This window comes from Prauserella endophytica (genome assembly GCF_005146945.1).
In the GTDB taxonomy this organism is placed as follows: Bacteria; Actinomycetota; Actinomycetes; order Mycobacteriales; family Pseudonocardiaceae; genus Prauserella_A; species Prauserella_A endophytica.
Genome location: NZ_SWMS01000031.1, coordinates 44144 through 70924 on the forward strand (window position 1 = coordinate 44144; position 26781 = coordinate 70924).

General features: G+C 70.2%; 25 protein-coding genes. 12 read left to right on the forward strand and 13 right to left on the reverse strand.

Annotated features, from left to right (window positions below):
* The first annotated feature begins 6 nt into the window (after positions 1 to 6).
* Positions 7 to 1446 (forward strand): GMP reductase, encoded by a 1440-nt coding sequence (gene guaB1, locus FCN18_RS33850; protein ID WP_112270831.1) that lies wholly within the window; start codon positions 7 to 9, stop codon positions 1444 to 1446.
* A gap of 26 nt (positions 1447 to 1472) precedes the next feature.
* Here guaB1 and FCN18_RS33855 read toward each other — a convergent pair whose 3' ends face one another.
* Entirely contained in the window at positions 1473 to 2867 is a 1395-nt protein-coding gene (locus FCN18_RS33855) for a PhoH family protein (protein ID WP_112270829.1), read from the reverse strand.
* A 587-nt stretch (positions 2868 to 3454) separates the two neighbouring features.
* Here FCN18_RS33855 and FCN18_RS33860 point away from each other — a divergent pair.
* Positions 3455 to 3706, forward strand: a complete 252-nt coding sequence (locus tag FCN18_RS33860; RefSeq protein ID WP_112270827.1) for a hypothetical protein — start codon at positions 3455 to 3457, stop codon at positions 3704 to 3706.
* A gap of 64 nt (positions 3707 to 3770) precedes the next feature.
* Here FCN18_RS33860 and FCN18_RS33865 read toward each other — a convergent pair whose 3' ends face one another.
* Entirely contained in the window at positions 3771 to 4550 is a 780-nt protein-coding gene (locus tag FCN18_RS33865) for an isoprenyl transferase (protein WP_112270825.1), read from the reverse strand.
* A gap of 306 nt (positions 4551 to 4856) precedes the next feature.
* Between FCN18_RS33865 and trhA the strand changes: the two genes are divergently transcribed.
* Positions 4857 to 5495, forward strand: coding sequence for a PAQR family membrane homeostasis protein TrhA (gene trhA / locus FCN18_RS33870; RefSeq protein ID WP_112271282.1), 639 nt, complete (start codon positions 4857 to 4859; stop codon positions 5493 to 5495).
* A gap of 213 nt (positions 5496 to 5708) precedes the next feature.
* Here the strand turns inward: trhA and FCN18_RS33875 are convergent, their stop codons facing one another.
* Both FCN18_RS33875 and FCN18_RS33880 read right to left on the reverse strand, forming a co-directional pair.
* Positions 5709 to 7595 carry an acyl-CoA dehydrogenase family protein gene (locus FCN18_RS33875; protein WP_137097074.1) on the reverse strand — a complete coding sequence of 629 codons (1887 nt, stop codon included), beginning with the start codon at positions 7593 to 7595 and terminating at the stop codon, positions 5709 to 5711.
* Between the two features lie 43 nt (positions 7596 to 7638).
* Positions 7639 to 8196: a hypothetical protein gene (locus tag FCN18_RS33880; RefSeq protein ID WP_112270822.1), complete on the reverse strand. Its 558-nt coding sequence runs from the start codon at positions 8194 to 8196 to the stop codon at positions 7639 to 7641.
* Positions 8197 to 8469: 273 nt separating this feature from the next.
* On the opposite strand from FCN18_RS33880, the gene FCN18_RS33885 reads away from it, so the two are divergent.
* The 3 genes from FCN18_RS33885 (at position 8470) to FCN18_RS33895 (ending at position 12608) form a co-directional block, all read left to right on the forward strand.
* Positions 8470 to 10794: a molybdopterin cofactor-binding domain-containing protein gene (locus FCN18_RS33885; protein WP_112270821.1), complete on the forward strand. Its 2325-nt coding sequence runs from the start codon at positions 8470 to 8472 to the stop codon at positions 10792 to 10794.
* A 10-nt stretch (positions 10795 to 10804) separates the two neighbouring features.
* Complete coding sequence (locus tag FCN18_RS33890; RefSeq protein WP_112270820.1) at positions 10805 to 11281, forward strand: (2Fe-2S)-binding protein; 477 nt, start codon at positions 10805 to 10807, stop codon at positions 11279 to 11281.
* A gap of 127 nt (positions 11282 to 11408) precedes the next feature.
* Positions 11409 to 12608 carry a PucR family transcriptional regulator gene (locus FCN18_RS33895; RefSeq protein ID WP_112270819.1) on the forward strand — a complete coding sequence of 400 codons (1200 nt, stop codon included), beginning with the start codon at positions 11409 to 11411 and terminating at the stop codon, positions 12606 to 12608.
* A gap of 104 nt (positions 12609 to 12712) precedes the next feature.
* On the opposite strand, the gene FCN18_RS33900 is transcribed toward FCN18_RS33895, so the two are convergent.
* Genes FCN18_RS33900 through mca form a run of 3 tightly spaced genes read right to left on the reverse strand, consistent with a single transcriptional unit; the run spans position 12713 to position 15926 of the window.
* Entirely contained in the window at positions 12713 to 14722 is a 2010-nt protein-coding gene (locus FCN18_RS33900) for a thioredoxin domain-containing protein (RefSeq protein ID WP_137097075.1), read from the reverse strand.
* 23 nt (positions 14723 to 14745) lie between these two features.
* A complete protein-coding gene (locus tag FCN18_RS33905; RefSeq protein WP_137097076.1) occupies positions 14746 to 15069 on the reverse strand; it encodes a hypothetical protein in 324 nt (107 codons plus the stop codon).
* Complete coding sequence (mca, locus tag FCN18_RS33910) at positions 15066 to 15926, reverse strand: mycothiol conjugate amidase Mca (RefSeq protein ID WP_199543527.1); 861 nt, start codon at positions 15924 to 15926, stop codon at positions 15066 to 15068. Before mca ends, FCN18_RS33905 begins: the two co-directional genes overlap by 4 nt.
* Before the next feature lie 203 nt (positions 15927 to 16129).
* Here mca and FCN18_RS33915 point away from each other — a divergent pair, with 203 nt between their 5' ends.
* From FCN18_RS33915 to FCN18_RS33925, 3 genes are all read left to right on the forward strand, one after another.
* Positions 16130 to 16600, forward strand: coding sequence for a DUF4307 domain-containing protein (locus FCN18_RS33915; protein WP_112270815.1), 471 nt, complete (start codon positions 16130 to 16132; stop codon positions 16598 to 16600).
* Positions 16601 to 16773: 173 nt separating this feature from the next.
* Positions 16774 to 17268, forward strand: a complete 495-nt coding sequence (gene greA, locus FCN18_RS33920; protein ID WP_112271280.1) for a transcription elongation factor GreA — start codon at positions 16774 to 16776, stop codon at positions 17266 to 17268.
* A gap of 66 nt (positions 17269 to 17334) precedes the next feature.
* Positions 17335 to 18141, forward strand: a complete 807-nt coding sequence (locus FCN18_RS33925) for an MBL fold metallo-hydrolase (protein ID WP_137097077.1) — start codon at positions 17335 to 17337, stop codon at positions 18139 to 18141.
* A gap of 114 nt (positions 18142 to 18255) precedes the next feature.
* On the opposite strand, the gene FCN18_RS33930 is transcribed toward FCN18_RS33925, so the two are convergent.
* On the reverse strand, positions 18256 to 18723 hold the full coding sequence (locus tag FCN18_RS33930; RefSeq protein WP_112270813.1) for an Lrp/AsnC family transcriptional regulator: 468 nt from the start codon (positions 18721 to 18723) through the stop codon (positions 18256 to 18258).
* A 121-nt stretch (positions 18724 to 18844) separates the two neighbouring features.
* On the opposite strand from FCN18_RS33930, the gene hppD reads away from it, so the two are divergent.
* Positions 18845 to 20032, forward strand: a complete 1188-nt coding sequence (gene hppD, locus FCN18_RS33935; RefSeq protein WP_137097078.1) for a 4-hydroxyphenylpyruvate dioxygenase — start codon at positions 18845 to 18847, stop codon at positions 20030 to 20032.
* 62 nt (positions 20033 to 20094) lie between these two features.
* Here hppD and ilvA read toward each other — a convergent pair whose 3' ends face one another.
* Positions 20095 to 21300, reverse strand: a complete 1206-nt coding sequence (gene ilvA / locus FCN18_RS33940; protein WP_137097079.1) for a threonine ammonia-lyase — start codon at positions 21298 to 21300, stop codon at positions 20095 to 20097.
* 108 nt (positions 21301 to 21408) lie between these two features.
* Here ilvA and FCN18_RS33945 point away from each other — a divergent pair, with 108 nt between their 5' ends.
* Complete coding sequence (locus FCN18_RS33945) at positions 21409 to 21672, forward strand: hypothetical protein (protein WP_112270809.1); 264 nt, start codon at positions 21409 to 21411, stop codon at positions 21670 to 21672.
* On the opposite strand, the gene FCN18_RS33950 is transcribed toward FCN18_RS33945, so the two are convergent.
* From FCN18_RS33950 to FCN18_RS33965, 4 genes are all read right to left on the reverse strand, one after another.
* Positions 21669 to 22826, reverse strand: coding sequence for a cystathionine gamma-synthase (locus FCN18_RS33950; protein WP_137097080.1), 1158 nt, complete (start codon positions 22824 to 22826; stop codon positions 21669 to 21671). The two genes, FCN18_RS33945 and FCN18_RS33950, sit on opposite strands and share 4 nt — an antisense overlap.
* 20 nt (positions 22827 to 22846) lie before the next feature.
* Positions 22847 to 23350: a hypothetical protein gene (locus tag FCN18_RS33955; RefSeq protein WP_112270805.1), complete on the reverse strand. Its 504-nt coding sequence runs from the start codon at positions 23348 to 23350 to the stop codon at positions 22847 to 22849.
* 69 nt (positions 23351 to 23419) lie between these two features.
* On the reverse strand, positions 23420 to 24829 hold the full coding sequence (locus FCN18_RS33960; protein ID WP_158303227.1) for a YybS family protein: 1410 nt from the start codon (positions 24827 to 24829) through the stop codon (positions 23420 to 23422).
* Between the two features lie 127 nt (positions 24830 to 24956).
* Positions 24957 to 26336 (reverse strand): cystathionine beta-synthase, encoded by a 1380-nt coding sequence (locus FCN18_RS33965; protein ID WP_112270801.1) that lies wholly within the window; start codon positions 26334 to 26336, stop codon positions 24957 to 24959.
* 125 nt (positions 26337 to 26461) lie between these two features.
* Between FCN18_RS33965 and FCN18_RS33970 the strand changes: the two genes are divergently transcribed.
* A complete protein-coding gene (locus tag FCN18_RS33970; RefSeq protein WP_137097082.1) occupies positions 26462 to 26719 on the forward strand; it encodes a hypothetical protein in 258 nt (85 codons plus the stop codon).
* The last annotated feature ends 62 nt before the right edge of the window (positions 26720 to 26781 follow it).

The window sequence follows — 26781 nt, forward strand, 5'->3', positions numbered from 1 at the left end:
GATCTCGTGCAGTTCCTGGATGGCCAGCGGCCCCCTCACGACCTGACCTATGACGACGTCTTCCTGCTGCCGAACCGCTCGGCGGTGGAGTCGCGCTTCGACGTCGACCTCTCCACCGTGGACGGCACCGGCACGTCCATCCCGATCGTCGTCGCCAACATGACCGCGGTGGCGGGCAGGCGCATGGCGGAGACCGTCGCCAGGCGGGGCGGGCTCGTCGTGCTGCCGCAGGACGTCGACCCGGTGGCGGTGGCCGACATCACCACGTGGGTCAAGGACCGCGACCCGGTCTGGGACACCCCGCTCGTGCTCACCCCGGGTGACGCCGTCGCCGACGCGCTCAACCTCGTCGGCAAGCGCGCGCACGGCGCCGTCGTGGTGGTGGACGCGAACGGCAAGCCCGTCGGCATCGTCGACGAGGCCGCCTGCACGGGCGTGGACCGGTTCGCCCGGCTCGGCGAGGTGGTGGACACGGCGGCGCTCACGGTCGCGATCGCCACACCGCCCCGCGAGGTCTTCGACCGGCTCCACGAGCACGGCGGCAGGCTCGCGCTCGGCGTCGACGACGAGGGCAGGCTCGCCGGCGTGCTGACCCAGGTCGGCGCGCTGCGGGCGGGCATCTACCGCCCGGCCACCGACGCCGAAGGGCGCCTGCGTGTCGGCGCGGCGATCGGCGTGAACGGTGACGTCGCCGCCAAGGCCGAGGCCGTGCTCGGCGCGGGCGTCGACGTGCTGGTGGTCGACACCGCGCACGGGCACCAGGAGAAGATGCTGGCCGCGCTCAAGGCGGTCCGCTCGGTGTCGCCGACGGTGCCCGTCGTGGCAGGCAACGTGGTGACCGCCGAGGGCACGCGCGACCTCATCGAGGCGGGCGCCGATGTGGTGAAGGTGGGCGTCGGACCCGGCGCGATGTGCACGACGCGGATGATGACCGGCGTCGGCCGCCCCCAGCTGTCGGCCGTGCTCGACTGTGCCGCCGCGGCCCGTGAGCTGGGCAAGCACGTGTGGGCCGATGGTGGCGTGCGGCACCCGAGGGACGTGGCGCTAGCGCTGGCCGCGGGCGCGTCGGCCGCGATGGTGGGCTCCTGGTTCGCTGGCACGCACGAGTCGCCCGGCGACCTGCGCTACGACGAGCACGGCAGGCCGTACAAGGAGTCCTTCGGCATGGCCTCCAAGCGCGCCGTGGGCGCCCGCACGCGTGCGGACAACAGCTACGAGCGGGCCCGCAAGGCCCTGTACGAGGAGGGCATCTCCTCCTCACGGATGGCGCTCGACCCCGCCCGGCCCGGCGTGGAGGACCTGCTCGACTCGATCACGGCGGGCGTCCGCTCCGCGTGCACGTACGCAGGCGCCCGCACGCTGGAGGAGTTCCACGAGCGCGCCGTGCTCGGCGTGCAGTCGGCCGCCGGGTTCGCCGAGGGCCGCCCCCTGCCCGCAGGCTGGTGACGGCCCCCGGCCGAGGAGTTCCCGCGTCAGCCGTGGTGCTCCAGCATCTCTGTGACCAGCGCGGCGATCGGCGAGCGCTCCGAACGCGTGAGGGTCACGTGCGCGAACAGCGGGTGCCCCTTGAGCTTCTCGATCACCGCCGACACGCCGTCGTGCCTGCCGACGCGCAGGTTGTCGCGCTGCGCGACGTCGTGGGTGAGCACCACCCGCGACGCCGTGCCGAGGCGCGAGAGCACCGTGAGCAGCACGTTGCGCTCGAGTGACTGGGCCTCGTCGACGATCACGAACGCGTCGTGCAGCGAGCGGCCCCGGATGTGCGTGAGCGGCAGGACCTCGAGCATTCCCCGGTCGAAGACCTCGTCGAGCACGTGCTGGCTGACCAGCGCGCCGAGCGTGTCGAACACGGCCTGCGCCCAGGGCTGCATCTTCTCGCTCTCGGAGCCGGGCAGGTAACCGAGGTCCTGCCCGCCCACCGCGTACACCGGGCGGAACACCACCACCTTGCGGTGCTGGCCGCGTTCGAGCACCGACTCCAGCCCCGCGCACAGGGCGAGCGCCGACTTGCCGGTGCCCGCCCTTCCCCCGAGCGAGACGATCCCGACGTCCGGGTCGAGCAGGAGGTCCAGCGCGATGCGCTGCTCGGCGGAGCGCCCGTGCAGGCCGAAGGCCTCGCGGTCACCGCGCACGAGCCGCGCCTGCTTCTCGGGCGTGACCCTGGCCAGTGCGCTCGTGGTGCCGGCGAGCAGCCGCAGCCCGGTGTGGCAGGGCAGCTCGGCGGCCTCGGGCACGCCGTAGTCGGAGAGGTCGACGACATTGCCGGAGAAGAGCGCGTCGATCGCCTCCTGCGGTACGTCCAGGTCGGCCATGCCGGTCCAGCCGGAGGGAGTCACCTCCTGCGCGCGGTACTCGTCGGCGTCGAGGCCGACCGCACCCGCCTTGACCCGCAACGGAATGTCCTTGGTGACCAGAGTCACGGACGACAGCTCGGTGGCGAGGTTCAGCGCGCACGCGAGGATGCGGTGGTCGTTGGAGTCGGTGCGGAACCCGGGCGGGAGCACCGTCGGGTCCGAGTGGTTGAGCTCGACGTGCACGGTCCCGCCCTCGTCACCGATCGGCACGGGGGCGTCGAGGCGGCCGTGGGTGCGCCGGAGGTCATCGAGCAGGCGAAGTGCCTCCCTGGCGAACCAGCCCAGCTCGGGGTGGTGTCGCTTCGCTTCCAACTCGCTGATCACGACGAGCGGCAAGACCACCGAGTGCTCGGCGAACCTTGTCATCGCCCAGGGGTCGGACAGCAGCACCGAAGTGTCGAGAACGTAGGTGCATCGCTGTGAGGAACCGGATTGACCGGAGGATCCCTCAGTGCCGGAGGCACTGGTCGATGAGCGGCCGGAGGCCTTTCGGGGCAAACGCTGCGCAGTCACGACGGCATCTCCCTCGTGGGCGTTGACACCACGCCCGCACTCGCTGGGCCGGGCACTGCCCTGGTAGGTCGCTCTCCTGACGCCGGAACGTCAGGTGCGGCCACGAGGGCCCGGTGCCGGCCCCCTCGTGCGTTTCGAGAACGGCTTCGCCGTTCGCTCCACAACTCCCACGACCAGGGCCTCCCGCGACGGTCCACATCGGTTCGTGACCCGTCACTTCGGAAGCTACCTGCGCGCGCCGTTTCGTGCAGGCAGCCAGGTAGGTGATTCGCCGATTGGTCATCTCACCGTTGGTGCTGGGTCACCGGAGCGGCTCATCACATCACGGTAAGTAGTTGATCACCCTGCGCGGTCACGCCCATTCGAATTACCTTCACCGGAAAAGGGCGCTTATCAGCTCACAGCTTCCACACCGAAGGCCCATTAGCAACACGAATCCCCTTCCAGGGGGAACCGTGAAAAATAAACTACACAATGGTGTAAGTGGACCAACGGAACTAGGCCATTTGCAGTAACTTCAGCTGCGGGACAAGCCGGGTGTGTGCGGCGAGTCCCAGTTCTGAAGTCGAACTAGGAGTGTGTGCGAAGTGCTGAAGAAGGCTGGTTTCGTGACCGCTGCAACAGCGGCGTTGCTGATGGTCGGCGGTACCGCGTTCGCTGCGCCTGCAGAGACCTCGGCCCCCAGGTCGGCAAGCGAAGACATCACGTTCGATGACGCCTACTACCAGTTCATCGACGGTGGCGCCGCGCTCGGCTACGGCGCTGCCTCCCTGGTCGCGGGCGCCTACACCGGCATCGCTCGCACCCCGTGGCTGATCCTCAGCCACGACGGTGACTGAGCACCGGCAAGCGCCATGACGGTGGCCCGCGGAGTTGCTCCGCGGGCCACCGTCGTGTCCGGGGTCAGGCGCCGTAGCGGCGGTGCCGGACGGCGTAGTCGCGCAGGGCGCGGAGGAAGTCGACACGCCGGAAAGCGGGCCAGTACGCCTCCGTGAACCAGAACTCGGAATGCGCCGACTGCCACAGCAGGAAACCGGATAGCCGCTGTTCGCCCGATGTGCGAATAATCAGGTCCGGGTCCGGCTGGCCCGAAGTGTACAAATGCTCGGAGATATGGTCGACGTCCAGAATCTTCGCGAGCTCGTGAATGGTCGTCCCCTCGTCCGCGTGTTGTTTCAGCAACTTGCGGACCGCATCCGCGATCTCCTGCCTGCCGCCGTATCCCACGGCGACGTTGACCACCATGCCGTTGCGGCCGTCGGTGCGCTGCGCGGCGGCGGTGAGCCGGGCGGCGATGTCCGTCGGCAGCATGTCGAGCGCGCCGACGATCGAGAGCCGCCACGGGTTGCCCGGTTTGGCCAGTTCGTCCACGACGTCACGAATGATCTCCAGCAGCGCCGCGACCTCCTCGTTGGAGCGCGTGCGCACGTTGTCCGTTGAGAGCAGCCAGAGCGTGACGACCTCGACATCGGCCTCTCGGCACCAGGTGAGGAAGTCGGCGATCTTCTTGGCCCCCATGCGGTGACCGCCGTTGACGTCGGTGAAACCGGCCTCCCTGGCCCAGCGCCGGTTGCCGTCGAGGATGACCCCGATGTGGCGCGGGTGCCGGCCGCCTGCCTGCTGGATGAGGCGCCACGAGTAGACGCTGTAGACGACCTTGGATACGAACGACCGAAGACTCACGTCACGGCAGCGTACGCCTGGCGACAAAGTGACATTCGCGCCGTCCACCGACCGAGCGACGGGCGGTTCTCGGCGGCTTGCCCGGCCGCGTCGGCGCGGGCGGACGGGACCGCCACGGGCGCGGGCTGGACTTGCTCACGAGTGATCTCCTCGGTTCGGCTCAATCGTTGCCAACGTATTGGCCGGGCGTGCGCGAGTGCCCGTGGATGTCCGCAACGACACAGCGGAGTGCGTGCGAACCTACGGAACCGTAACCTAGAAGACGTGAGCCTCGCGACAGACAGCCGCCCGGACCCGACCGCCGCGATGAACCGTCCTCGCCTCCGTGGACACATTCATTTCTGGAGCTTCTTCGGCGCGCTCGTGGCGGGCGCGACCCTGGTCGCGCTGGCCGCCTCGACCGTGTCGGGACTCGCCGCGGCGGCGACCTCCGTGTACGGCGCGACGGTGCTTGGCGTGTTCGGGGTCAGTGCCCTGTACCACCGGCGCATCTGGAGCCCGCGCGCGTACGCGTGGATGAAGCGCGCGGACCACTCCATGATCTTCCTGTTCATCGCGGGCACGTACACGCCGTTCACGCTGCTGGCGATGACGCAGCCGACGGGATACATCGTGCTGAGCATCGTGTGGGGCGGCGCGATCGCGGGCGTGGCGCTCAAGATGCTGTGGCCGGGGGCGCCGCGCTGGCTGGGCGTGCCGATCTACATCGCGCTGGGCTGGGTGGCGGTGTTCGTGCTGCCGGAGCTGGCGAGCACGGGCGGTGTCGCGGCGCTGGTGCTGCTGCTGGTGGGCGGCTTCCTCTACACGCTCGGCTCGATCTTCTACGCGACGCGCTGGCCGAACTACTGGCCGAACACCTTCGGCTACCACGAGTTCTTCCACGCGTGCACGGTGCTGGCGGCGATCTCGCACTACATCGCGATCTGGCTGGTCATGTACGCCTAGTGCCCTCCGCCGGAAGTCTGTTGCTTGAGTCGGTAGATCCAGGTTTCCGCTGGCAAGGCGCCGGTTCGTCCTCGTACTGGGCCGTACTTGGGCGGACCGGCAACGCAGCCAGCGGGAAGCTGGGCCGCCGAATGATGTGACGAACCCCCGGCGGGGGCACCAGCGTCGCTGTCACGCCCGAGGGCCGCGATGCGGTCCCGTGTCGTTACTACCTCACTCGCTGATGATCGGCGCCGACAGGAACTGCTCCGGGATCGCGAACGCGTCGACGAGGGTGCGCGCGTGCGGGCGCAGCTCGCGGCACAGGTCGTTCACCGCTGCCACCACGGCCTTCCCCCTCGGGCTGGTGAGCCTGCCGTGTTCCAGGAACCACGCGCGATCGGCTTCGATGTTGGCGAGCACATAGAGGTCGCACACGCGGCTCAGCAGGTCCTTCGTCTCGCCGTCCTCGCAGCGGTCCACGGCCGCGACGAACGCCTCCAGCACCATGCGGTCCACGTGCACACGGCCCGCGCGCAGCACGTGGTCCTGCGCGGCGTTGAAGACCTCGAACGCGTTCTCCTCGGTCGCCTGCCGCAGGCGCCGGGCGACGCCGTCGAGCACATGGGCCTCGCGGTCCTCGAACAGCTTCAGCTGCCACGCGCGGTCGAACAGCACGTCGTCATCGTCGCGGCCAGGGCTTGCGTCGATGATGCGCTCCACCACCTTGCGCGCAGCGGTCCGCTCGATCACCGCGCCGACGAACTGCTCGGCCACGAACCGCGCGGTCGCGAGCGGGCTCAGGTCCTGGAACTGGTCCTTGTAGCTGGTGAGCAGGCCCTTCGCCACGAGCTGGAGCAGCACGGTGTTGTCGCCCTCGAAGGTGGTGAACACGTCGGTGTCCGCCTTCAACGCGGGCAGGATGTTCTCCGCGAGGTAGCCGGCGCCGCCGCACGCCTCCCGCGCGGCCTGGATCGTGCTCGTCGCGTGCCACGTCGACACAGCCTTGAGGCCGGCCGCTCGCGATTCCAGCTCGCGCTGCCGGATCTCGTCGGGCTCGCCGCCGCTCTGCAGCTCGTGCAGCGACGCGACCAGCTCCTCCTGCGCGAAGTGCAGCGCGTACGTCGTCGCGAGCGCGGGCAGGAGTTTGCGCTGGTGAGCCAGGTAGTCCAGCACCACGACCTCGTCGGTCTCTCCGGGGCGGCGGAACTGCCTGCGCTTCTCCCCGTACCGGACGGCGATCGTCAGCGCGCGCTTGGTGGCGCTGCCCGCGCTACCGGCGACGCTGATCCGGCCGCGCACCAGTGTGCCCAGCATCGTGAAGAACCGGCGGCCGTCGCTCTCGATCGGGCTGGAGTACGTGCCGTCCTCCGCGACGTCGCCGTAGCGGTTGAGCAGCGACGTCCTCGGGATGCGCACGCGGTCGAACCACAGGCGCCCGTTGTCGACGCCGTTCAGCCCGGCCTTGGGGCCGCAGTCCTCGATGCGCACGCCCGGCATCGGGTTGCCGTCCTCGTCGCGGATGGGCACCAGGAACGCGTGCACGCCCCGGCTCTCGCCCTTGGTCACGAGCTGGGCGAAGACCACGGCCATCCGGCCGTCGCGCGCGGCGTTTCCGATGTAGTCCTTGCGTGCCCCGGCATCGGGCGTCTCCACCACGAACTCGCGCGCGTCCGGGTCGTAGGTCGCCGTGGTGCGCAGGTGCTGCACGTCGGAGCCGTGGCCCGACTCCGTCATCGCGAAGCACCCCGGCAGGTCGAGGTCCATGATCGGACGCAGCAGGCGCTCGTGGTGCTCGCGCGTGCCGAGCAGCTCGACGGCGCCGCCGAACAGCCCCCACTGCACGCCCGCCTTCACCATCAGCGACAGGTCGCCGAGGCCGAGCATCTCGAACGACACCACCGAGCCGCCGATGTCGCCGCTGCCGCCGTACTCCTCGGGGAAGCCGAGCCTCGGCCTGCCGGTCTTCGCCAGCTCCTGCAGCTGCTCCAGCACCTGCGCGCGGTGCTCCTCGACGCCGAGGCCGATCGGCTCCCGGAACTTCGCGTCGGCGACCTGCGCCCTGATGTCCCGCCGGATGTCGCCCCAGCGCCCGTCCAGCACGTCCGTCAGCGAGTTCATGCCAGAAGCCTGCCGGAACCGCGACGACGTCGCAGGACGAGGTTCAGGCCAGGTCCGGACCCTTCGCCCTCAGGTCGTCCACTGTGGACATCGCCTCGCGCAGCTCGGTGAGCCACTGCTCGGCGTGCTGACCGACCAGTTTCACCGCCCACGCAAGGGCTTCCGAGCGCGACCGCGCGACACCCGCCGCCACGAGCGTGTCGAGCACTTGGCGCTCCGGTTGGCGAAGCCGGGTCATCACCGGCACCGAGAGTGTGGTGAACAGCTCTTTCGTGCCACCGATCCGTGCGCCCCAGGCGACCTTGCGCCGGTAGCGGTGCTCGGCCTGCCGGGCGATCTCGATGCGTGCTTCCCTGGTGTCCTCGCGGAACCGGCTGATCCGGCCGGACTCCGCCGCCGAGCGCGCGGCGTCATCGGCGTAGTCGCCGGTGAGCTGCGGCAGTTCGCCGACGATGAGGATCTCCTCACGGTCGATGGTGATCTCGGGTTCGCCGACGAACCAGTCGTCGGGCAGCCGGCCGCTGAGCCAGGCGGGTGCGTCGTCCACGTCGGGGACGTCGGCCTGCTGCCAGCCACCTCGGCCACGCCATCCGTGTCGCATGGCTGCCTCCAATGCGTTGATTACTTGATTACACCACTACAGACGCTACGCCGAATGGGGCGTAGTGGAAGGGGTGTTCGCTGCGAGCAGAGGGCGACTGCGGCCGTTCGGAGCAACCTCGTACGACGTTCGGCTGTTACCGCGTCACAGTTTCGTGGCACGAGACTGTCATCCCGTCACAGAGATGGACCTACACGGCTACGGATCGTTGACCCCCTTTCGGCGACGTTCCTATCGTGTCCGCGATCAACGCGGATCTCGGAAGGACTTCCCATGGCGCATCAACGGCGATCGCGCCGGCCCGGCGAGCAGAGCCCCGCCCTCGAACGGCGCCGGTTTCTCGGCTACCTGCTGGCGGCTCCGACGCTGGCGGTCGCGGCCCGGCTCGGCGGAGACCTCGCGGCTCCGGCTCCCGCCTCGGCCGCGATCCCCAGCCTCCCCGGACCGGCGGACATCATCGACCTCGGCGACGCGCTGACCCTCGCGGCGGCGCCCACCTCGGGGCTCATCGCGATCCAGCTCAACCGCGATGGCAGCGTGTCGTTCGCCGTGCCGAGGGCCGAGGTCGGCCAGGGCATCACCACCACCATCGCGATGCTCATCGCCGAGGAGCTGGACCTCCCGCTGAGCAAGGTCGGCGTGAACCTCGCCGACGCCCGCCCCGAGCTGGTGTTCAACCAGCTCACCGGCGGCTCCAACTCGGTCCGCTCGCTGTTCCACCCGGTGCGCACCGCCGCGGCGGTCGCCCGCGCCCGGCTGCTCGTGACGGCCGCCGAGCAGTGGAAGGTCGACCCGGCCACGCTCACTATGAGCGAGGGCGTGATCCGGTCGCGCTCCGGCCACACCGCGTCCTACGGCTCCCTCGCTGAGGCCGCGGCCAGCCCTCGCACCGAAGAGGTCTCGGCCACGCTGAAGGACCCGTCCGAGTTCACCCTCATCGGCAGGCCGACCACCCGCATCGACGCGCTGGACGCGGTCACCGGGCGCAAGCAGTTCACGTTGGACCTGCAGGTGCCGAACGCGCTGCCCACCATGATCTGCCGCCCGCCGACGATCAACGGCACGGTCCGGTCGGTGGCCAACCTCGCCGAGGTGACGGCGATGCCGGGCGTCACCGACGTCGTCACCGTGTCCTCCGGTGTCGCCGTGCGCGCGGCCACGTTCGGGCAGTGCATCGACGCCGTGCGCGCGCTGCGAGTCGACTGGGGACCAGGCACAGTGGACGGTGAGACGGACGCCAGCGTGGAGGAGAAGCTGCGCGCCGCGACGCTTCCGCTGGCCGTTCCGCCCGTGCTGACGCAGTCGATCGACGCCGAGTTCGTCTTCGCCTTCGCCAGCAACAGCGCGCTCGAGACCAACTGCGCCATCGCCGACGTACGACCGGACGGCGCGGAGATCTGGTCCGGCCTCAAGTCACCGATCGTGGCGCAGGAGCAGATCGCGGCGATGCTGGGCCTGCCGATCCCCGCGGTGAAGGTGCACGTGGTCACCGGCGGCGGTTCCTTCGGCCGCAAGTTGTTCTCCGACGCCGCGCTGGAGGCCGCCGAGGTCTCGAAGGCGATGGGCAAGCCGGTGAAACTGATGTGGCACCGCGCCGACGACTCCCGCCACGGCCGCACGCACCCGATGTCGATCTCGCGGATCAGGGCCAACTACGCCCTGGGCAACGTGGTCAGCTACGAGCAGCGGCACACCAGCGTCACCACCGACTTCGGCCACGGCCTCGGCGAGATCCTCACCGCGGTGGCCGCGAAGCTGCCGGTGGGCGACGTCGGGTTCTCGCAGACGGTGTTCCTGCTGTCCCAGTCGATGCCGTACAACTTCGGCGCCACCACACAGCTGCTCAACGAGGTGCCGCTCAAGTTCCACACCGCCAGCATGCGCAACGTCTACTCGCCCAACGTGGTGTGCGCACGCGAGCTCGTGATCGACCAGCTCGCCGCGAAGATGGGACAGGACCCGCTGACGTTCCGGCGCGGCTTCCTCAAGGAGGACCGGTTCCGCGCCGTGCTCGACAAGGCCGCCGAGGTCGGCGAGTGGGGCCGCGAGCTGCCCGACGGCATGGCGCAGGGCATCGCGTTCCACTGGGAGTACAAGAGCGCCAGCGCGGTGCTCATGGAGATCGACTGCCGCCCGGAGACGGTCAACCGCAAGATCCGCGACGCGGTGGCGGGGCCGCGTGTCACCAGGGCCGTCGCCGTGGTGGACGCGGGCCTGCCGATCAACCCCAGGGGACTCGAGGCCCAGACCATCGGCTGCGTCAACGACGGCATCGCGCTCGCGCTCACCTCCAGCCTGCACATCGACAACGGCCTGCCGCTGGAGGCGAGCTGGGACAACTACTTCTACACCCGGCAGTGGAACACCCCGCCGGAGCTGGAGGTCGTCGTCATGCCCGCCACGACCGGGGAGCCCGGCGGCGCGGGCGAGCTGGCCGTCGCCAGCTCCTTCGCCGCGGCGGCGTGCGCCTACGGCCGGGCGGTTGGCCAGATGCCGACCCGGTTCCCGATCAACCACGGCACCCTGAGCTTCGAGCCGAAGCCGAAGGTGCCGCCGGTGCCCGAATCGCCGGTCGACGGCCTGGCCTACACGTTCTGAGGAGCCTTCGTTGTCCCAACACACTTTCACGGTCAACGGCAAGCAGGTGACCGTCGACACCGACGACAAGGTGCGGCTGCTGTGGGTGCTGCGCGACCTGCTCGGCATCACCGGCCCGAAGTACGGCTGCGGCATCAATGTCTGCAAGGCGTGCACATCGCACATCAACGGCAAGGCGTTCAACCCCTGCTCGGTGCCGGTCTCCGCGATCGGCCCCGACGACGAGATCACGACCATCGAGGGGATCGCCGACCCGGCCACCGGTGCGCTGCACCCGATGCAGGAGGCGTGGCTGGAGCAGGACGTCGCACAGTGCGGCTACTGCCAGCCGGGGCAGATCATGGCTGCCATCGCGAAGGTGAAGCAGGCCCGCTCGGAGGGCCGTGAGATCAGCGACGCCGACTTCGACGAGATCCGCAACATCTGCCGCTGCGGCACCTACTCCCGGATCCGCGACGCGGTCCGGACCGCCGCCGCCAAGATGTGACGCACCTGCGGCGGGAAGGCCCCGTGACCCCCGCGGTTGCGGGGCTTGTCCGCCAGGTCAGGCGGTGGGGGAACCGTTCGTGTTAGATGTCTGCTCGCGAGCCCTCGACGGGGAGGACGGACATCTCATGCGATACACGGGCGCCGAACCCGCGGTGGTCGAGATGGCCAGGCTGGCGTTGCCGCGCCTGCCGGAGATGACCACGGCCACCTTCGAACAGATCATCGCGGACATGCCGGTCTACCGCGAGGAACGGTTCGTCTCGCACCAGGAGCTGCGGGCCTCGTGCCGGGACAACCTCCAGTTCCTGCTCCGCTCCCTCGCCGAGCCCGGCACCCCCGACCTTTCCAAGGCCCGCGCGACCGGCCGCGAGCGGGCCCTGCTCGGCGCCCCGTTGCCGGAGCTGCTGAAGGCGTTCCGGATCGGCTTCACCGAGGTGTGGCAGCGGTTCGTCGAGCTGACCACACCGTCCCAGGACGTCGCCGCGCTCGTCTCCGCGACCACGGCGATCTGGAACCTCATGGACGACTACATCGAGGAGCTCACCACCACGTACCGCGAGACGATGGCCGAGATCAGCCGGACCAGGCAGAACCGCAGGCTCGCACTCGTGGAGGCCCTGTTCACCGGGGGCACGGCGACCGAGAGCACGCTGTGGGAGATCGCGAGGATGCTCGACCTCCCGCTCGACGGCACGTTCGTGGTGATCGCGGCGGAGACCCCCGGACTCGGCCGGGAGTCTCTGCCGTTGATCGAGATCCGCCTGCGCAGGAACAACCACGCCTCGGCGTGGCGGCTGACGCCGGACCTGCAGATCGGCGTCGTGTCACTGCGCGACCCCGAACCGGTGCTGGCGCTGCTGCGGGAGGACCCGCGCGGCCGGGTCGGCGTCAGCCCGGTGTTCACGGGCCTCGGCGAGACGGCGCGCGCGCTGCATCTGGCGCGCGTGGCGCTGTCCAGCCTGGAGCCGGGCACGAAGGGCGTCGCGCAGTTCACCGAGTCGCCGCTGGCCGGGTTGGTGGCGAGCGACCCGCACGCGTCGGCCCAGCTGGCGAGCCAGGTGCTGCGGCCGATCCTGGAGCTGCCGGACTCCGAAAGCGAGGCGCTGCTGCTGACGCTGCGCGCGTGGTTCGACGGCGGCGGCTCCACGAAGCTCACCGCCGAGCGCATGTTCTGCCACCCCAACACGGTCCGCCACCGGCTCAAGCGGATCACCGACGTGCTCGACCGCTCGCTGTCCGACCCGGCCGACATCGCCGAGCTCGGCACGGCACTGCGGGCGCTGGCGATGTTCGGCGAGGGCACCCGCCGCGCGGTCAGTGGCTGACGCGTGGCGCGGGGCAGGCCACGGCGAACGATGCCGCCCGCAGTGAAGGCCACCATGCCTGCGTTGAACGCAGTGAAGGTGGCCTTCACTGCGGTTGGGGGCCGCTAGGAGGCGAGCACCACCGCCAGGTCGTCGGTGGTGGTCACCGGGCGCTCGCACACGTAGCCGCGGCAGACGTACGCGGCAGGCTCGCCGTCGACGAGCGGCCGGTCGCTCAGCAGCGGAACGCCCTCGGCCTCGGGCTGCCCGGCCAGCACCACGGCGCCGCCGTGCACCTGCCGCGCGGCCTCAACGAGCAACTCGGCCCGCGCCACCGCGTCCTGCCCCACCACCGCGACCTGCAACGGGCCTGCGACCAGTGCCTCGGCCACACTCAGCCAGTTGCCCGCGAACCGGGGCGCCTGCTCCACGAGCGCTCCCGCCCTGCGCAATGCCTGCTCACAGGCCTCGCGGTAGGTGCTCGCCCGCTCCGGACCGGCGAGCGCCGAGGCCGCGAGCAGCGCCGCGGCGAGCGCGGACGCACCCGAAGGGCTCGCGTTGTCGGTCGGATCCGACGGCCGGTGCACCAGCGCCTCCGCGTCGTCGGCCGTGTCGTGGAAGGCGCCCGGGGTGTCCGAGGCGAACCGGGCGAGCGCGATGTCGAGCAGCGTGGTCGCCTCGACCAGCCACAACGACTCGCCGGTGGCCTGGTGCAGCGCGAGCAGCCCCTCGGCGAGACACGCGTAGTCCTCCAGCACACCGGCCGCGTCGCCGACCACGCCGTCGCGCGAACTGCGCCGCAGCCTGCCGTCCACGAGGTGCTTGTCGAGCAGCAGGCTCGCCGCACCCACGGCAGCCTCGACCCAGTCTGGCCGTTCCAGCGCGACGCCGGCCTCGGCGAGCGCGGTGATGGCGAGCCCGTTCCACGCGGCCACCACCTTGTCGTCCCTGGCGGGCTGCGGACGCCGCGCGCGGGCCTCCAGCAGCGCCGACCGCACCCGCACCCACCGGGCGGGGTCGTCCGGATCGCTGGGCAGCTGCAGGGTCGAGGCGCCCTTCTCGAACGTGCCGTCCGCGGTCACCCGGAACAGCTCCGCCGCCCACCGCCCGTCCTCCGGACCGAGCACCTCGGTGAGCTGCTCCGGCGTCCAGACATAGGTGAGGCCCTCGACGCCCGCGGTGTCGGCGTCCAGCGAGGCCGCGAAACCGCCCTCTGGGGTGCGCAGGTCCCGCAGCAGGAAGTCCGCCGTCTCCCCGGCGACGCGCAGCGCGAACGCCGACCCGGTGCGTCGCGCGAGGTGCGCGTAGCAGCGCAGCAGCAACGCGTTGTCGTACAGCATCTTCTCGAAGTGGGGCACCACCCAGGCCTCGTCCACCGAATACCGGGCGAAGCCGCCCGCCAGCTGGTCGAAGAGCCCGCCGCGCGCCATGCCCTCGGCCGTCAGCTCCACAATGGACAACGCCTCGGGCGCCCCGGTGCGCTCGTAGTGGCGCAGCAGGAACTCCAGCACCATCGACGGCGGGAACTTCGGCGCCCCGCCGAACCCGCCGTGACCGGGATCGGTGTCGTGCCGCAGCTTCGACACCGCCGAGGAGAGCGTCTGCTCGGTCACCGCGTGCTCACGCAGCGGCGAGGTCTGCTGGGCGATGTGGTCGACGATCTGGCCGGCACCCTTTCGCAGCTCGTCGGGGCGGTCGTGCCACGCCTGCGTCACGGCGGCGAGGAGCTGCTTGAACGACGGCATGCCGTGCCCGGGCACGGGCGGGTAGTAGGTCCCGCAGTGGAACGGTTTGCCGTCGGGGGTGAGGAAGCAGGTCATGGGCCAGCCGCCGTGGCCGGTCATCGCCTGCGTCGCGGTCATGTAGACGGCATCGAGGTCCGGCCGCTCCTCACGGTCGACCTTGATGTTGACGAAGTTGGCGTTCATGAGCGCCGCGGTGTCGTCGTCCTCGAACGACTCGTGTGCCATGACGTGGCACCAGTGGCACGCGGCGTAGCCGATGGAGAGGAGGATCGGCACATCCCGCCGCTCGGCCTCCTCGAGCGCCTCGGCACACCACGGCCACCAGTCCACCGGGTTGTCGGCGTGCTGGAGCAGATATGGGCTCGTCGCGGCGGCCAGTCGGTTCGACATGCCTCCAGGGTGGCATGCCTTCCCTACGTGCGCTCGCCCCTCGGCGCCGCCTCGGCCCGGTCGTCCTTCTCCTGCTCGGCGGTCCCGCTGTCGGCGGGCTCCTCGCCCGCGTCCACGGCCTGCTGTGCGGGCTCGTCGAAGCTGGCGGGCACCCGCTTGAGGTGCTTGGTCATCGACCGCACCAGGAAGACCACGGCGATGAGGAACAGCAGCAGGAGCAGCAGGCCGACCGGCGAGGACTTGCCGAAGTCCTCCCCCTGGCCGCCATTGTCCCCGCTGCCCGGCTGCTGCGCGAGCGCGGCGGCGCCCGTCAGCACGGGCACCGTCGCGAATGCCGGAAGCATCATGTGGTCACCTTCTCTCGCACCCCCGCGAACAGATCGTCCTCCGGCAACGTGGTGTCCACAAGCGAGCGCACGAGCTCGTACTCCTCCGTCGGCCACACCCGGCGCTGCATCTCCAGCGGAACCGCGAACCAGCGGCTGTTCGGGTCGATCTGCGTGGCGTGCGCCTTGAGCGCCTCGTCCCGCACCTCGAAGTAGTCGTCGCACACCACGCGCGTGGTGACCCGCTCCATGACGTCGGCCTTGTCCGGGTCCCAGCGGCCGAGCCACTCCTCGTACGGCGAGTCGAGCCCCGCCTCGAGCAGGGCCTCGTGGAACGCGGTCATCTTCGCGCGCGAGAAGCCGTGCGAGTAGTAGAGCTTCAGCGGCTGCCACGGCTCGCCAGTGCCGGGGAACCGCGCGGGGTCGGGCGCGGCGTCGTAGGCGGCGACGGAGACCTCGTGGCACCGGATGTGATCCGGGTGCGGGTACCCGCCGTTCTCGTCGTAGGTGATGACGACGTGCGGCCGGAACTCGCGGATGACCCGTACGAGCGCCTCGGTGGGCTCCTCGAGCGGGACCGTGCCGAACGAGCCCTCCGGCAGCGGCGGCAGAGGCTCCCCCTCCGGCAGCCCGGAGTCGACGAAACCCAGCCAGTGGTGCTTGACGCCGAGGATCTTGGCCGCGCGGGCCATCTCCTCCCGGCGCAACTCGGTCATGTTGGCGTGCACCTCTGGCCGGTCCATCGCGGGGTTCAGCACGCTGCCCGCCTCGCCACCGGTGCAGGTGACGACCATGACCTCGTGTCCCTCGGCGACGTAGCGCGCCATCGTGGCGGCGCCCTTGCTGGACTCGTCGTCCGGATGCGCGTGCACCGCCATCAGGCGGAGCCGCCCCTCCGCCTCGGTCACCGTGCGTCCGTCAGTTACCGACATGACCGGCTAGGCCCCTCTCGCACCTGCGTTGCTCGTTGACTTGCGGACCCCCATGGCCCACCTGGGTCGGACTCCGCGGATACTCATAACGCGGAGCACGTCGTCCATCTTCCTCGCGCCTGCGACAAGACCGATCGGGAGGCCTGGTTTTGAGCACCGGACAGGCCACTTCGGCGACCGGGCCGGGCCGTCCCTCCCTCCCCGAGGGCCGCTACGGCTCCGCCCGCCCGTCGGGCCGGGCGCCCCGCAGCTGGCAGAAGTGGCTGTTCGGCGTGTTCGTGCTGCTCTTCGGCGGCGGCGCGGCGTACATCGGGTACAACAACATCGGCAGCGCGCCGATCGAGGCCCAACGGGTGGGGTTCGCGGAGCGGCCCGGCAACGCCATGGAGATCACGATCGACGTGGCCAGGGACGACAGCCAGCGACCGGGGGTGTGCATCGTACGCGTGCGCGACATCTCGGGCGCGGAGAGCGGGCGGAAAGAGATTTACGTCCCACCCGGTGAAGAGCGCCTCTCCACCGTCGTCCGCAGCGTCACCAGGCCCGTGACGGCTGATGTGTACGGGTGCTCGTACAGCGTTCCTGTATACTTGTCAACCCCTGAGCGGCCAACGGGGTGAATGACGCGCTGAATGTCCGCTTAGCGGAGAACTGAGCGGCATTCAGGGCGCCGAACGTGTTACCCTGGTCTACCGGCACGGCCCCCTGCGGGCCGTGTTTTTCCTTTATCTCAGCCACGCAAGCGTGGCGGCCGGCTTGTATACCCAAGCTCGGCAGGCCCTAGGAGGAGATGGTGACCGTGAGCGACAGCAAGGTGACCTGGCTGACCCAGGATGCCTACGACAGGCTCAAGAGCGAACTCGATGAGCTGATCGAGAATCGTCCGGTCATCGCCGCGAAGATCAACGACAGCCGCGAGGAAGGCGACCTCAAGGAGAACGGGGGCTACCACGCCGCCCGTGAGGAGCAGGGTCAGCAGGAAGCCCGCATCCGGCACCTCCAGGAGCTGCTGCGAACGGCCAAGGTCGGCGAGGCGCCCGCCAACAGTGGCGTCGCCGAGCCCGGCATGGTGCTCACCGTCCGCTACGCGGGCGACGACGACGAGGAGCAGTTCCTGCTCGCCACCCGCGAGGAGGGCGGCGAGGGCGCGCTGGAGATCTACTCGCCCGACTCCCCGCTGGGCAAGGCGCTGCTCGGCGCCAAGGAAGGTGAGTCGAGGGAGTACAGCCTCCCCAACGGCAACACCCAGAAGGTCACCCTCGTGAAGGCAGTGCCCTACGGCGGCTGACGCGGACGGTTGCGCGCTCCACCGATTCGGGTGTGAGCGCGCACACCACGCTCTAGTGTGGGCGGAATGACCGCCGACCTTCCCATCTGCGCCACGTGCGCCATGCAGTACGCCGCAGCGAGACCCGACTGCCCCGTCTGCGAAGACGAACGTCAATACGTGCCCTCCTCCGGACAACGCTGGACGAGCCTGGCCGAGCTGCGCGAGGGCGACCACTCCGTGCTCGTGCGCGAGCAGGCCCCCGGCGTGCTCGGCATCGGCGCCCGGCCCGGCGCCGGCATCGGGCAGCGTGCGCTGCTCGTGCCCGCGAAGTCCGGCAACCTCCTGTGGGACTGCTTCGCCTACCTCGACGACGAGGTGGTGCGCCGGGTGAACGAGCTGGGCGGCATCACCGGCGTCGCGATCAGCCACCCGCACTACTACACGACCATGGTCGAGTGGGCCGAGACGTTCGACGTGCCGGTGTACCTGCACGAGAAGGACCGCGAGTGGATCGGCAGGCCGAGCGACCGGATCCAGCTGTGGAGCGGGCAGACCCGCCGGCTCGCCGACGACCTCACGCTCGTGAACCTCGGCGTGCACTTCGCGGGCGGGACCGTGCTGCACTGGCGCGACGGCGCGGAGGGCAGGGGCGCGCTGTTCAGCGGCGACATCGTGCAGGTGGTGCCCAACCGGAGCCTGGTCGCGTTCATGTACAGCTACCCGAACCACATCCCGGAGCGGCCGAGCGTCGTGCGGCACGCGGCGGAGCTGCTGGAACGCTTCGACTTCGACGACATCTACGGCGCGTGGTGGGACGCGGTGATCATCGGTGGCGCCAAGAAGGTCGTGCGGCACTCCGTCGAGCGGTACCTGGAGCAGGTCAGCGACTAGCCGAGTAGGCGCCCATGCGCACGGCACGCCGCGCCACCCTCCGAGCTGAACGTCCCCCAAGGCCACCTTTGTTGCGTTGAACGCAACAAAGGTGGCCTTGGGGGCACGTGGGGATCAGCGGTTGGCGGTGCGCTCCAGCAGGGGCCGCACGCGCTGCGGCACGGGCGTCGACAGCGCGATCGACGTCGACGTCCTCCGCACGCCCGGCACCCCGACCACCTCGTCGATCACGCGCTGCAGGTCGTCGTTCGAGCGGGCGACCATGCGCACGAACAGGTCACCCTGACCGGTCGTGGCGTGCACCTCGCACACCTCGTCGATCGCGGCCAGCGCGGAGGCCACCTCGGTTCGGCGGCCCTGTGCGATTTCCAGCACCGCGAACGCCGTGAGCCCGTAGCCCATCGCGGCCAGGTCGAGCTCGGGCGGGAAGCCGGTCAGCACGCCGTCGGCGGTGAGCTTGTCGAGCCGTGCCTGCACCGTGCCCCTCGCGACGCCGAGCCTGCGCGCGCATTCGAGCACGCCGAGCCTTGGCACGTCGGTGAGCAGCAACAGCAGCCGGGCGTCGAGCGCGTCGAGAGCCACCGCACAACCTCCTACACAAATTGCTCGATCTGATCAGCATTATCCCCTTGGCACTGTACAGATTGACCAGCAAAAACACAGACTGTTGCTCAGGGTGCATGGTCGCGCTCATCCTTCGGGCATGACGACGAACCCAGCTCTCGACGACGTCAGCTACGACCAGCTCCGCCAGCTCGTCGGCCTGGTCGACCACGACGCCTCCTCGGACCCGTTCCCGGTGAAGGCGATGGACGCGGTGGTGTTCATCGCGGGCAACGCCACGCAGACGGCGTGGTTCTACCAGGTCGCCTTCGGCATGCAGCTCGTCGCGTACTCGGGGCCGGAGACCGGCGAGCCCGACCGCAAGTCGTTCGTGCTCAAGTCAGGCTCCGCGCGGTTCGTGATCAACGGCGGCGTGCGGCCCGGCTCGCCGTTGCTCGACCACCACCGCAGGCACGGCGACGGCGTCATCGACCTCGCCCTCGAGGTGTCCGATGTGGACAAGTGCGTCGAGCACGCGCGCTCGCAGGGCGCGACGATCCTCGAGGAACCGCACGACGTCTCCGACGAACACGGCACCGTGCGAATGGCCGCGATCGCCACCTACGGCGAGACACGCCACTCCCTCATCGACCGCTCGCGCTACTCCGGGCCCTACCTCCCCGGCTACGTCGCGAAGCAGAGCACGGTGACCCGGCCGGAGGGGGCGCCGAAGCGGCTCTTCCAGGCCATCGACCACTGCGTCGGCAACGTCGAGCTCGGCAAGATGGACTACTGGGTCGACTGGTACCACCGGGTGATGGGCTTCGTGAACATGGCGGAGTTCGTCGGTGACGACATCGCGACCGAGTACTCCGCGCTCATGAGCAAGGTGGTTTCGAACGGAAACCACCGCGTCAAGTTCCCGCTCAACGAGCCGGCGGTCGCGAAGAAGAAGTCGCAGATCGACGAATATCTGGAGTTCTACGAGGGCGCGGGCTGCCAGCACATCGCGCTCGCGACGAACGACATCATCGCGACGGTGACGGCCATGCGCGCGGCGGGCGTGGAGTTCCTGGAAACCCCGGACTCCTACTACGACGACCCCGAGCTGCGCGCGCGGATCGGGGAGGTGCGCGTGCCGATCGAGACGCTCAAGGAGCACCGGATCCTCGTGGACCGCGACGAGGACGGCTACCTGCTGCAGATCTTCACCAAGCCGATCGGGGACCGCCCGACGGTGTTCTACGAGCTGATCGAGCGGCACGGTTCGCTGGGCTTCGGCAAGGGCAACTTCAAGGCCCTGTTCGAGGCGATCGAGCGGGAACAAGAGCGCCGCGGCAACCTCTGAGCGTCCGTCCCCCAAGGCCACCTTTGGTGCGTTGAACGCACCAAAGGTGGCCTTGGGGGCAGTCAGGGCATCACGGTGTAGCCGGCTCGCTGGAGTTCTTGGGTCACCTCTTCGCAGTGGACGGGACCCCGGGTCTCCAGCTTCAGCGCGATCTCCACCTCGCCGATCGCGAGCCTGCCCGCGATGCGCGAGTGCTCGATGTCGATGACGTTCGCGCCCAGCTCGCTCACCCTGGTCAGCACCCCGGCCAGGGAGCCGGGGCGGTCCGGAACGCACAGGCGCAGGTACAGGTAGCGGCCGGCCGCGGTCATGCCGTGCTGGATGATCTGCAGCAGCAGCAACGGATCCACGTTGCCGCCGGACAGCACGGCCACGACCGGCGGCTCGAACGCTCCCGGGTGCTCCAGCAGCGCCGCCACCGCGGCGGCGCCGGCCGGCTCCACCACGAGCTTCCTGCGTTCCAGGCAGTTCAGCACCGCCCGCGAGAGCCCCTCCTCGCTCACCGTCACCACGTCGTCCACGAGCTCCGAGACGTGCGCGAACGTCAGGGGACCCGGCCTGCCGACCGCGATCCCGTCGGCCATCGTCTGCATGTTGGCGAGCCGCACCGGCTCACCGGCGGCGAGCGACGGCGGGAACGCGGCCGCCGCTTCCGCCTGCACGCCGACCAGCCGCGCTCCCGGCCGCAGCGCCTTCACCGCGCTCGCGACGCCGCCGACGAGTCCGCCACCCCCGGTGGAGACGAGCACGGTCGCCACCTCGGGCAGCTGCTCGACGATCTCCAGCCCCACGGTTCCCTGGCCCGCGATGATGTCGGGGTGGTCGAAGGGGTGGATGAACACCGCGCCCGTCCGCTCGCCGAACGCGACCGCCTCGGCCAGCGCCTCCTCCAGCACAGCGCCGTGCAGATGCACCTCGGCGCCGTACGCCTTCGTGGCGGCCAGTTTCGGCAACGGCGCCCGCTCCGGCATGAACACCGTCGCCTTGATGCCCAGCAACGACGCCGCGAGGGCGACGCCCTGCGCGTGGTTGCCCGCACTCGCCGCGACCACGCCCCGCGCCCGTTCCTCGTCGCTCAACGCGTGCAACCTCGTGTAGGCGCCCCGGATCTTGAAGGAACCGGTGCGCTGCAGGTTCTCGCACTTGAGAGAAACCGGGCCGCCGTGGGCCTTCTCGAGATCGCGAGCGTGCTCCATCGGCGTGCGCCGCACCACACCCTCGAGGAGCTGCGCCGCCCGCCGGATCCGTTCCACGCTCACCAGTCGCATGAGCAGGGAGGATACGGCCTCGGCCACAGTCAGTGCCGTTCGTGCATGGTGTGCATCACGATTGGGTATCCTGGTCTTCGCGCAGCGACCTCGAGAGCAGGAGACAGCATGGCCAGTGGGACGACGCCGAGGGGCTCACGCTCCGGTTTCGTGCCGTTGCTCGCAGGCCTCACGTCGGCGCTCGCACTCACGGGAGCCGCTGTCTACACGGTCGGGCAGGCGAACTGCGGGGACCCCGGTCGCTACATCCGCCACGACAACCACATCGAGCTCGTCGGTGGCTGCGTCGATGGTGGTGAGCTGCCCACCACCGGCGGGGCGAAGTCGTCCACCGCCGACGGTGCGCAGCAACTCAACAACTTCCGCCCCTAGCCCAGGGCTTGCTCGAGGTCCGCGACGAGGTCGCGGGCGTCCTCGATCCCCACCGAGAGCCGCACCAGTTCCGCGGGCACCTGCAGCAGTGATCCCGCCACGCTCGCGTGTGTCATCCGGCCCGGGTGCTCGATGAGCGACTCGACGCCACCGAGTGACTCGGCGAGGATGAACAGCCTCGTACGCGCCGCCGCGTCCAGCGCGGCCTGCTCGCCGTCGGCGTGATCGAACGAGACCATGCCACCGAAGCGCCGCATCTGCTTCGCCGCGACGTCGTGACCGGGGTGCTCGGTGAGGCCCGGGTAGTACACGCGGCTGACCTTGGGGTGCCGGACGAGCGCCTCGACCACGCGCTCGGCGTTGTCGCAGTGCCGCTCCATGCGCACGGCCAGCGTCTTGAGGCCACGCAGCGTCAGCCACGCGTCGAACGCGCCCGGCACCGCCCCGGACGCGTTGCGGAGGAAGAACAGCTGCTCGCGCAGCTCGTCCGAGTTGGTCACCACGGCGCCACCGACGACATCGGAGTGCCCGCCGAGGTACTTCGTCGTTGAGTGCACCACGATGTCGGCGCCCAGTTCGATGGGTGTCTGCAGGTACGGCGTCGCGAACGTGTTGTCGACGACCAGCCGCGCGCCGCCAACGTGGGCGATCTGTGCGAGCGCGGGGATGTCGGAGACGCCGAGCAGCGGGTTGGTGGGCGACTCGCACCAGATGAGCTTGGTCTCCGGCCGCAGCGCGGCGCGGACCTCGTCGAGGTCGGAAAGGTGCGCGACGCTGTAGGTGACACCCCATTGCGTGAGGACCTTGTCGATGAGCCGGAACGTGCCGCCGTACACATCGTTGCCGAGCACGAGGTGGTCGCCGGGGCGCAGCGTCGCGCGCAACACGGCGTCGCTGGCGGCCATGCCGGAGCCGAAGGCGAGGGTGTGCCGCGCGCCCTCCAGCGCCGCGAGCGCCTCCTCCAGCGCGGTCCGCGTCGGGTTGGCGGTGCGCGAGTACTCGTAGTCGCCCTCGCGGGTGCCGCCCACGCCGTCCTGCGCGTAGGTGGAGGTCTGGTAGATCGGCACGATCACCGAACCCGTGCGGGGGTCCGGCTCTTGGCCTGCGTGAATGGCGCGGGTCTCGAAGCCGAGTCCGGCGGGGTCGTGAACCATGCCCTCAGCCTACGACCGCGTCACCAGGCCCGCCGCTGGCGTACCCACCTGCGGGTGGGGGCGATGACCGCCAGCACGAGAGTCGCGATCGCGGGCAGGCACACGACCAGCACCCGTGCGGAGCTGTAGCCCACGCTCCTGCTGTCAAGCTCGCCGTTCAACGAAAGGCGCGCGGCGAACCCGGCGAGCACCATGAACGCGAAGTACACGACGGCGAAGCCCGCGCCGGTGGCGACGAGCACCTGTCCGGCGACCCTGCGCTGCAGCAGCAGGATCGCGCCGGGCAGCAGGAGCCCCGCGACCACCAGGTTGGCGGCCAGGCTGGTGAGCGCGAACGGAGACCGGGCCACCACGTCGATGCGGCTGAACAGCGCGAGGACGCCAAGCAGGTGCACGGCGGCGCCGACCAGGGCGAGCACGGAGGCGGCGACGGCCGTGCCGCGGTGTGCGGGCGGCTGCGGCGGATCGCCGTACGGCTCGTTCGGGTACGGCCCCGGATACTGCGGCAGGCTCTGCTGGCTCATCGCGACCAAGGTCGCACAAAGGAGATGCCCCCGGCCAGAGACCGGGGGCATCAACCTCAGTTCAGTTCGTCACCACTGCTGCGGCGGCTGGCCGGGCTGGCCGTAACCACCGGGCTGCCCGGGGGGCGGGCCCTGCGGGGGCTGGCCGAAGCCACCCGGCTGCTGCGGGGGCTGCCCGTAGCCGCCGGGCTGCTGACCCGGCTGCGGGAAGCCACCGCTGGACGGGTTCGGACCGCCGGGCTGGCCGAAGCCACCGGGCGGGCCCTGCTGCGGGAAGCCGCCGGGCTGGCTCGGCGGGCCGAACCCACCGGGCTGGCCGAAGCCACCGGGACCGCCGAAGCCGCCGGGGCCACCGGGACCGCCGAAGCCGCCAGGACCGCCCGGACCGCCACCGAGGCCCACGTACTGCGCCGTCTGCGGCAGCACCGCGACAACGCCGACGGCCAGGATGAGGATGCCCATGATCAGGGTGAAGATGATCCGCGTCGGCGGGTCGCCGCCCTCGGTCATCAGGAGAATGGAGAAGAGCAGCGCCAGGAAACCGCCCGCGATCGCCAGGTACGGAATGAGCTTCCTCAGGCTCGCGCCGACCCGGTCGGCGAGCGCGTGGAGCACGCCCGCGGCGAGCGCCACGACGCCACCGACCAGCATCATGATCAGGTAGAACGTGATGTGGCCCGGCACCTCGGCGGCCGCGCTCTCGATCTGCGCGTTGACGGCGTCAGCGCCACCGGCCTGCTCGATGTACTGCCGGCACTGGTCCTCGCTCTGGCCGCTCTGCTCGACGCACATCGACACCAGGTCGTCCTCGGAGCCACCGCCGCCGCTGAGGTCGGAGAGCAGCGTGATCGCCAGGATCGCCGTGACGATACCGAGGACGGCGACCAGGCCGCCCGCGATCCACGCGTACATCTTGTTGCCGCCACCGCCGCCACCGGTGGGAGCGCCGAACGGCACGGCACCGGGCGGAGGGGCTCCGAAAGGTCCGGGCGGCGGGGGCCCGCCGAAACCGCCCTGGCCCTGAGCGGGGTCGAACCCGCCGGGCTGGCCGAAGCCCTGCTGCGGCTGCTGGCCGAAGCCACCCGGCTGCTGCGGCTGCTGGCCGAAGCCGCCGGGCTGCTGCCCGAAGCCCTGCTGCGGGTTCACCGCGGCGGGGTTGTCGGCCGCGCTCGGCGGGGGCGCGTACGGGATGGCGGGAGGGGGCTGCGAGCCGGGCGGCACCAGCTGGGTCGACTCGGCACCGGGGCCTTCGCCCTGCTGCTGGACCGGCTGGACGACCTGAGTCGGCTCCGGGCCTTCACCGAACTGCTGATCTCCCTGGGCCGGCTGCTGGGGCTGCTGCTGCCCCGGCTGCACGACCTGAGTCGGCTCCGAGGAACCGAACGGGCTGTCTTGTTGTGGGTTAGGGCCACTTGGAGGGCCCTGCGGCGGCTGCTGCCCGCCGCCCCAGGGCTGGTTCGGTGGCTGCGGAGCACTCATGTGGGTCTTGAACCCCCTTGACACGGACCTTGCTTGATGTTTTTCGCTCGCGCACACGCTATCGGATGCGCCCCCGGACCGCTCGTAACGCCCCAGATCCGGCGCACGATGAGACTTGTCCGACTTCTTAATGCCCGGAAAGGAACGCGAGCAGGTCCTGACGCGTCACCACACCGGCCGGCTTGCCACCTTCGAGGACGAGCGCACCATCCGCCGAGGTCAGCGCCTTCATGGCGGAGCTGACCTGCTCCCCCGCGCCGATCGTCGGCAGCGGAGGCGACATGTGCGCCTCGAGCCGGTCGGCGAGTGCCGCCTTGCCGGTGAACAGCGCGTCGAGCAGGTCCCGCTCGTTGACGGCGCCCACCACCTCGGCCGCCATCACCGGCGGCTCCGCGCTCACCACGGGCATCTGGCTGACGCCGAACTCACGCAGGATCGACACCGCCTCGGCCACCGTCTCGTTCGGGTGCGTGTGCACCAGGTCGGGCAGGCTGCCGCTCTTGCGGCGCAGCACGTCGCCGACCGTCGCGCCGGAGGAGTCGGGCGGCAGCAGGCCGTAGGACGACATCCACGCGTCGTTGAAGACCTTGCCCAGGTAGCCCCGGCCGCCATCGGGCAGCAGCACCACGATCACGGCGTCCTTCGCGTCGGGACCGAGGCGCTTCGCGAGCCGGAGCGCCGCGGCCACCGCCATGCCGCACGAGCCGCCGACGAGCAGGCCCTCCTCGCTGGCCAGGCGTCGCGTGGTGTGGAACGAGTCCGCGTCGGAGATCGCGATGATCTCGTCGGCGATGTCGCGGTCGTAGGTCGTCGGCCAGAAGTCCTCGCCGACACCCTCGACCAGGTACGGCCTGCCGGTGCCGCCCGAGTACACCGAGCCCTCGGGGTCGGCGCCCACGATCTGCACCTTGCCCTGGGAGACCTCCTTGAGGTACCGCCCGGTTCCCGAGATGGTGCCGCCCGTGCCGACGCCGGCGACGAAATGCGTGATCTTCCCGTCGGTCTGCCGCCAGATCTCCGGCCCGGTCGAGAGGTAGTGGCTCTCCGGGTTCTGCGGGTTGGCGTACTGGTTGGGCTTCCAGGCGCCCTCGATCTCGGTGACGAGCCGGTCGGACACGCTGTAGTAGGACTCCGGGTGCTCCGGCGGCACGGCCGTCGGGCACACCACCACCTCCGCCCCGTAGGCCTTGAGGACGTTGCGCTTGTCCTCGCTGACCTTGTCGGGGCAGACGAACACGCACTTGTAGCCCTTGCGCTGGGCGACCATCGCCAGGCCGACACCGGTGTTGCCGGAGGTGGGCTCGACGATCGTGCCGCCGGGCCGCAGCTCTCCCGAGGCCTCGGCCGCTTCGACCATGCGCAGCGCGATGCGGTCCTTCACGCTGCCGCCGGGGTTGAGGTACTCGACCTTGGCCAGCACGAGCGGGCTCAGGCCCTCGGTCAGGGTGCCCAGCTTGACCAGCGGGGTGTCGCCAACGAGGTCGATGACGTGTTCGGCGTATTCCATGTCATCAGCGTAAACAGTGCGCGAAGTCCCGACACCGGCGCGGGCGAGGCGCATTGTCCGAATAGGACCGCTGTGCTTAGCTCCTCAAGGTCATACGTTCGAGTGAACTCGCGAGGAGCGACACCGTGAGATCCCTACGGAAACACCGCGTGCGGGCGGCGGTCACCGCCGCGCTCGCAGGCGCACTGCTCGTCACCACGGGCGCGCCGGCCTCGGCCGAGCGCCCCGACCGGCTCCCGGTCTTCACGCTCAGCGTGCTCTTCACCAACGACATGGAGTCCGCGCTGCTCGGCGTCGCGGGCGACGGCACCGACGAGGGCCCGATCCTCGATGGCGGGGCGAACCCGTACGGCAGCCCCTCGCGCGTGGCGACGCTTATCTAACCGCTCGGGTTGAGCGTCCACGATGTACACGATGGGGTTGGTGCGCCTCCCTGGCGTTCGTT

What these genes read in the sequence shown, in the direction of transcription:
- trhA (WP_112271282.1), top strand. Translation starts at nt 4,857, where the DNA reads ATGAACCGTCCTCGCCTCCGTGGACACATTCATTTCTGGAGCTTCTTC.
- FCN18_RS33875 (WP_137097074.1), bottom strand. Translation starts at nt 7,595, where the DNA reads ATGAACTCGCTGACGGACGTGCTGGACGGGCGCTGGGGCGACATCCGG.
- FCN18_RS33880 (WP_112270822.1), bottom strand. Translation starts at nt 8,196, where the DNA reads ATGCGACACGGATGGCGTGGCCGAGGTGGCTGGCAGCAGGCCGACGTC.
- FCN18_RS33885 (WP_112270821.1), top strand. Translation starts at nt 8,470, where the DNA reads ATGGCGCATCAACGGCGATCGCGCCGGCCCGGCGAGCAGAGCCCCGCC.
- FCN18_RS33895 (WP_112270819.1), top strand. Translation starts at nt 11,409, where the DNA reads ATGCGATACACGGGCGCCGAACCCGCGGTGGTCGAGATGGCCAGGCTG.
- FCN18_RS33900 (WP_137097075.1), bottom strand. Translation starts at nt 14,722, where the DNA reads ATGTCGAACCGACTGGCCGCCGCGACGAGCCCATATCTGCTCCAGCAC.
- FCN18_RS33905 (WP_137097076.1), bottom strand. Translation starts at nt 15,069, where the DNA reads ATGATGCTTCCGGCATTCGCGACGGTGCCCGTGCTGACGGGCGCCGCC.
- mca (WP_199543527.1), bottom strand. Translation starts at nt 15,926, where the DNA reads ATGGCGGTGCACGCGCATCCGGACGACGAGTCCAGCAAGGGCGCCGCC.
- FCN18_RS33925 (WP_137097077.1), top strand. Translation starts at nt 17,335, where the DNA reads ATGACCGCCGACCTTCCCATCTGCGCCACGTGCGCCATGCAGTACGCC.
- hppD (WP_137097078.1), top strand. Translation starts at nt 18,845, where the DNA reads ATGACGACGAACCCAGCTCTCGACGACGTCAGCTACGACCAGCTCCGC.
- ilvA (WP_137097079.1), bottom strand. Translation starts at nt 21,300, where the DNA reads ATGCGACTGGTGAGCGTGGAACGGATCCGGCGGGCGGCGCAGCTCCTC.
- FCN18_RS33945 (WP_112270809.1), top strand. Translation starts at nt 21,409, where the DNA reads ATGGCCAGTGGGACGACGCCGAGGGGCTCACGCTCCGGTTTCGTGCCG.
- FCN18_RS33950 (WP_137097080.1), bottom strand. Translation starts at nt 22,826, where the DNA reads ATGGTTCACGACCCCGCCGGACTCGGCTTCGAGACCCGCGCCATTCAC.
- FCN18_RS33955 (WP_112270805.1), bottom strand. Translation starts at nt 23,350, where the DNA reads ATGAGCCAGCAGAGCCTGCCGCAGTATCCGGGGCCGTACCCGAACGAG.
- FCN18_RS33960 (WP_158303227.1), bottom strand. Translation starts at nt 24,829, where the DNA reads ATGAGTGCTCCGCAGCCACCGAACCAGCCCTGGGGCGGCGGGCAGCAG.
- FCN18_RS33965 (WP_112270801.1), bottom strand. Translation starts at nt 26,336, where the DNA reads ATGGAATACGCCGAACACGTCATCGACCTCGTTGGCGACACCCCGCTG.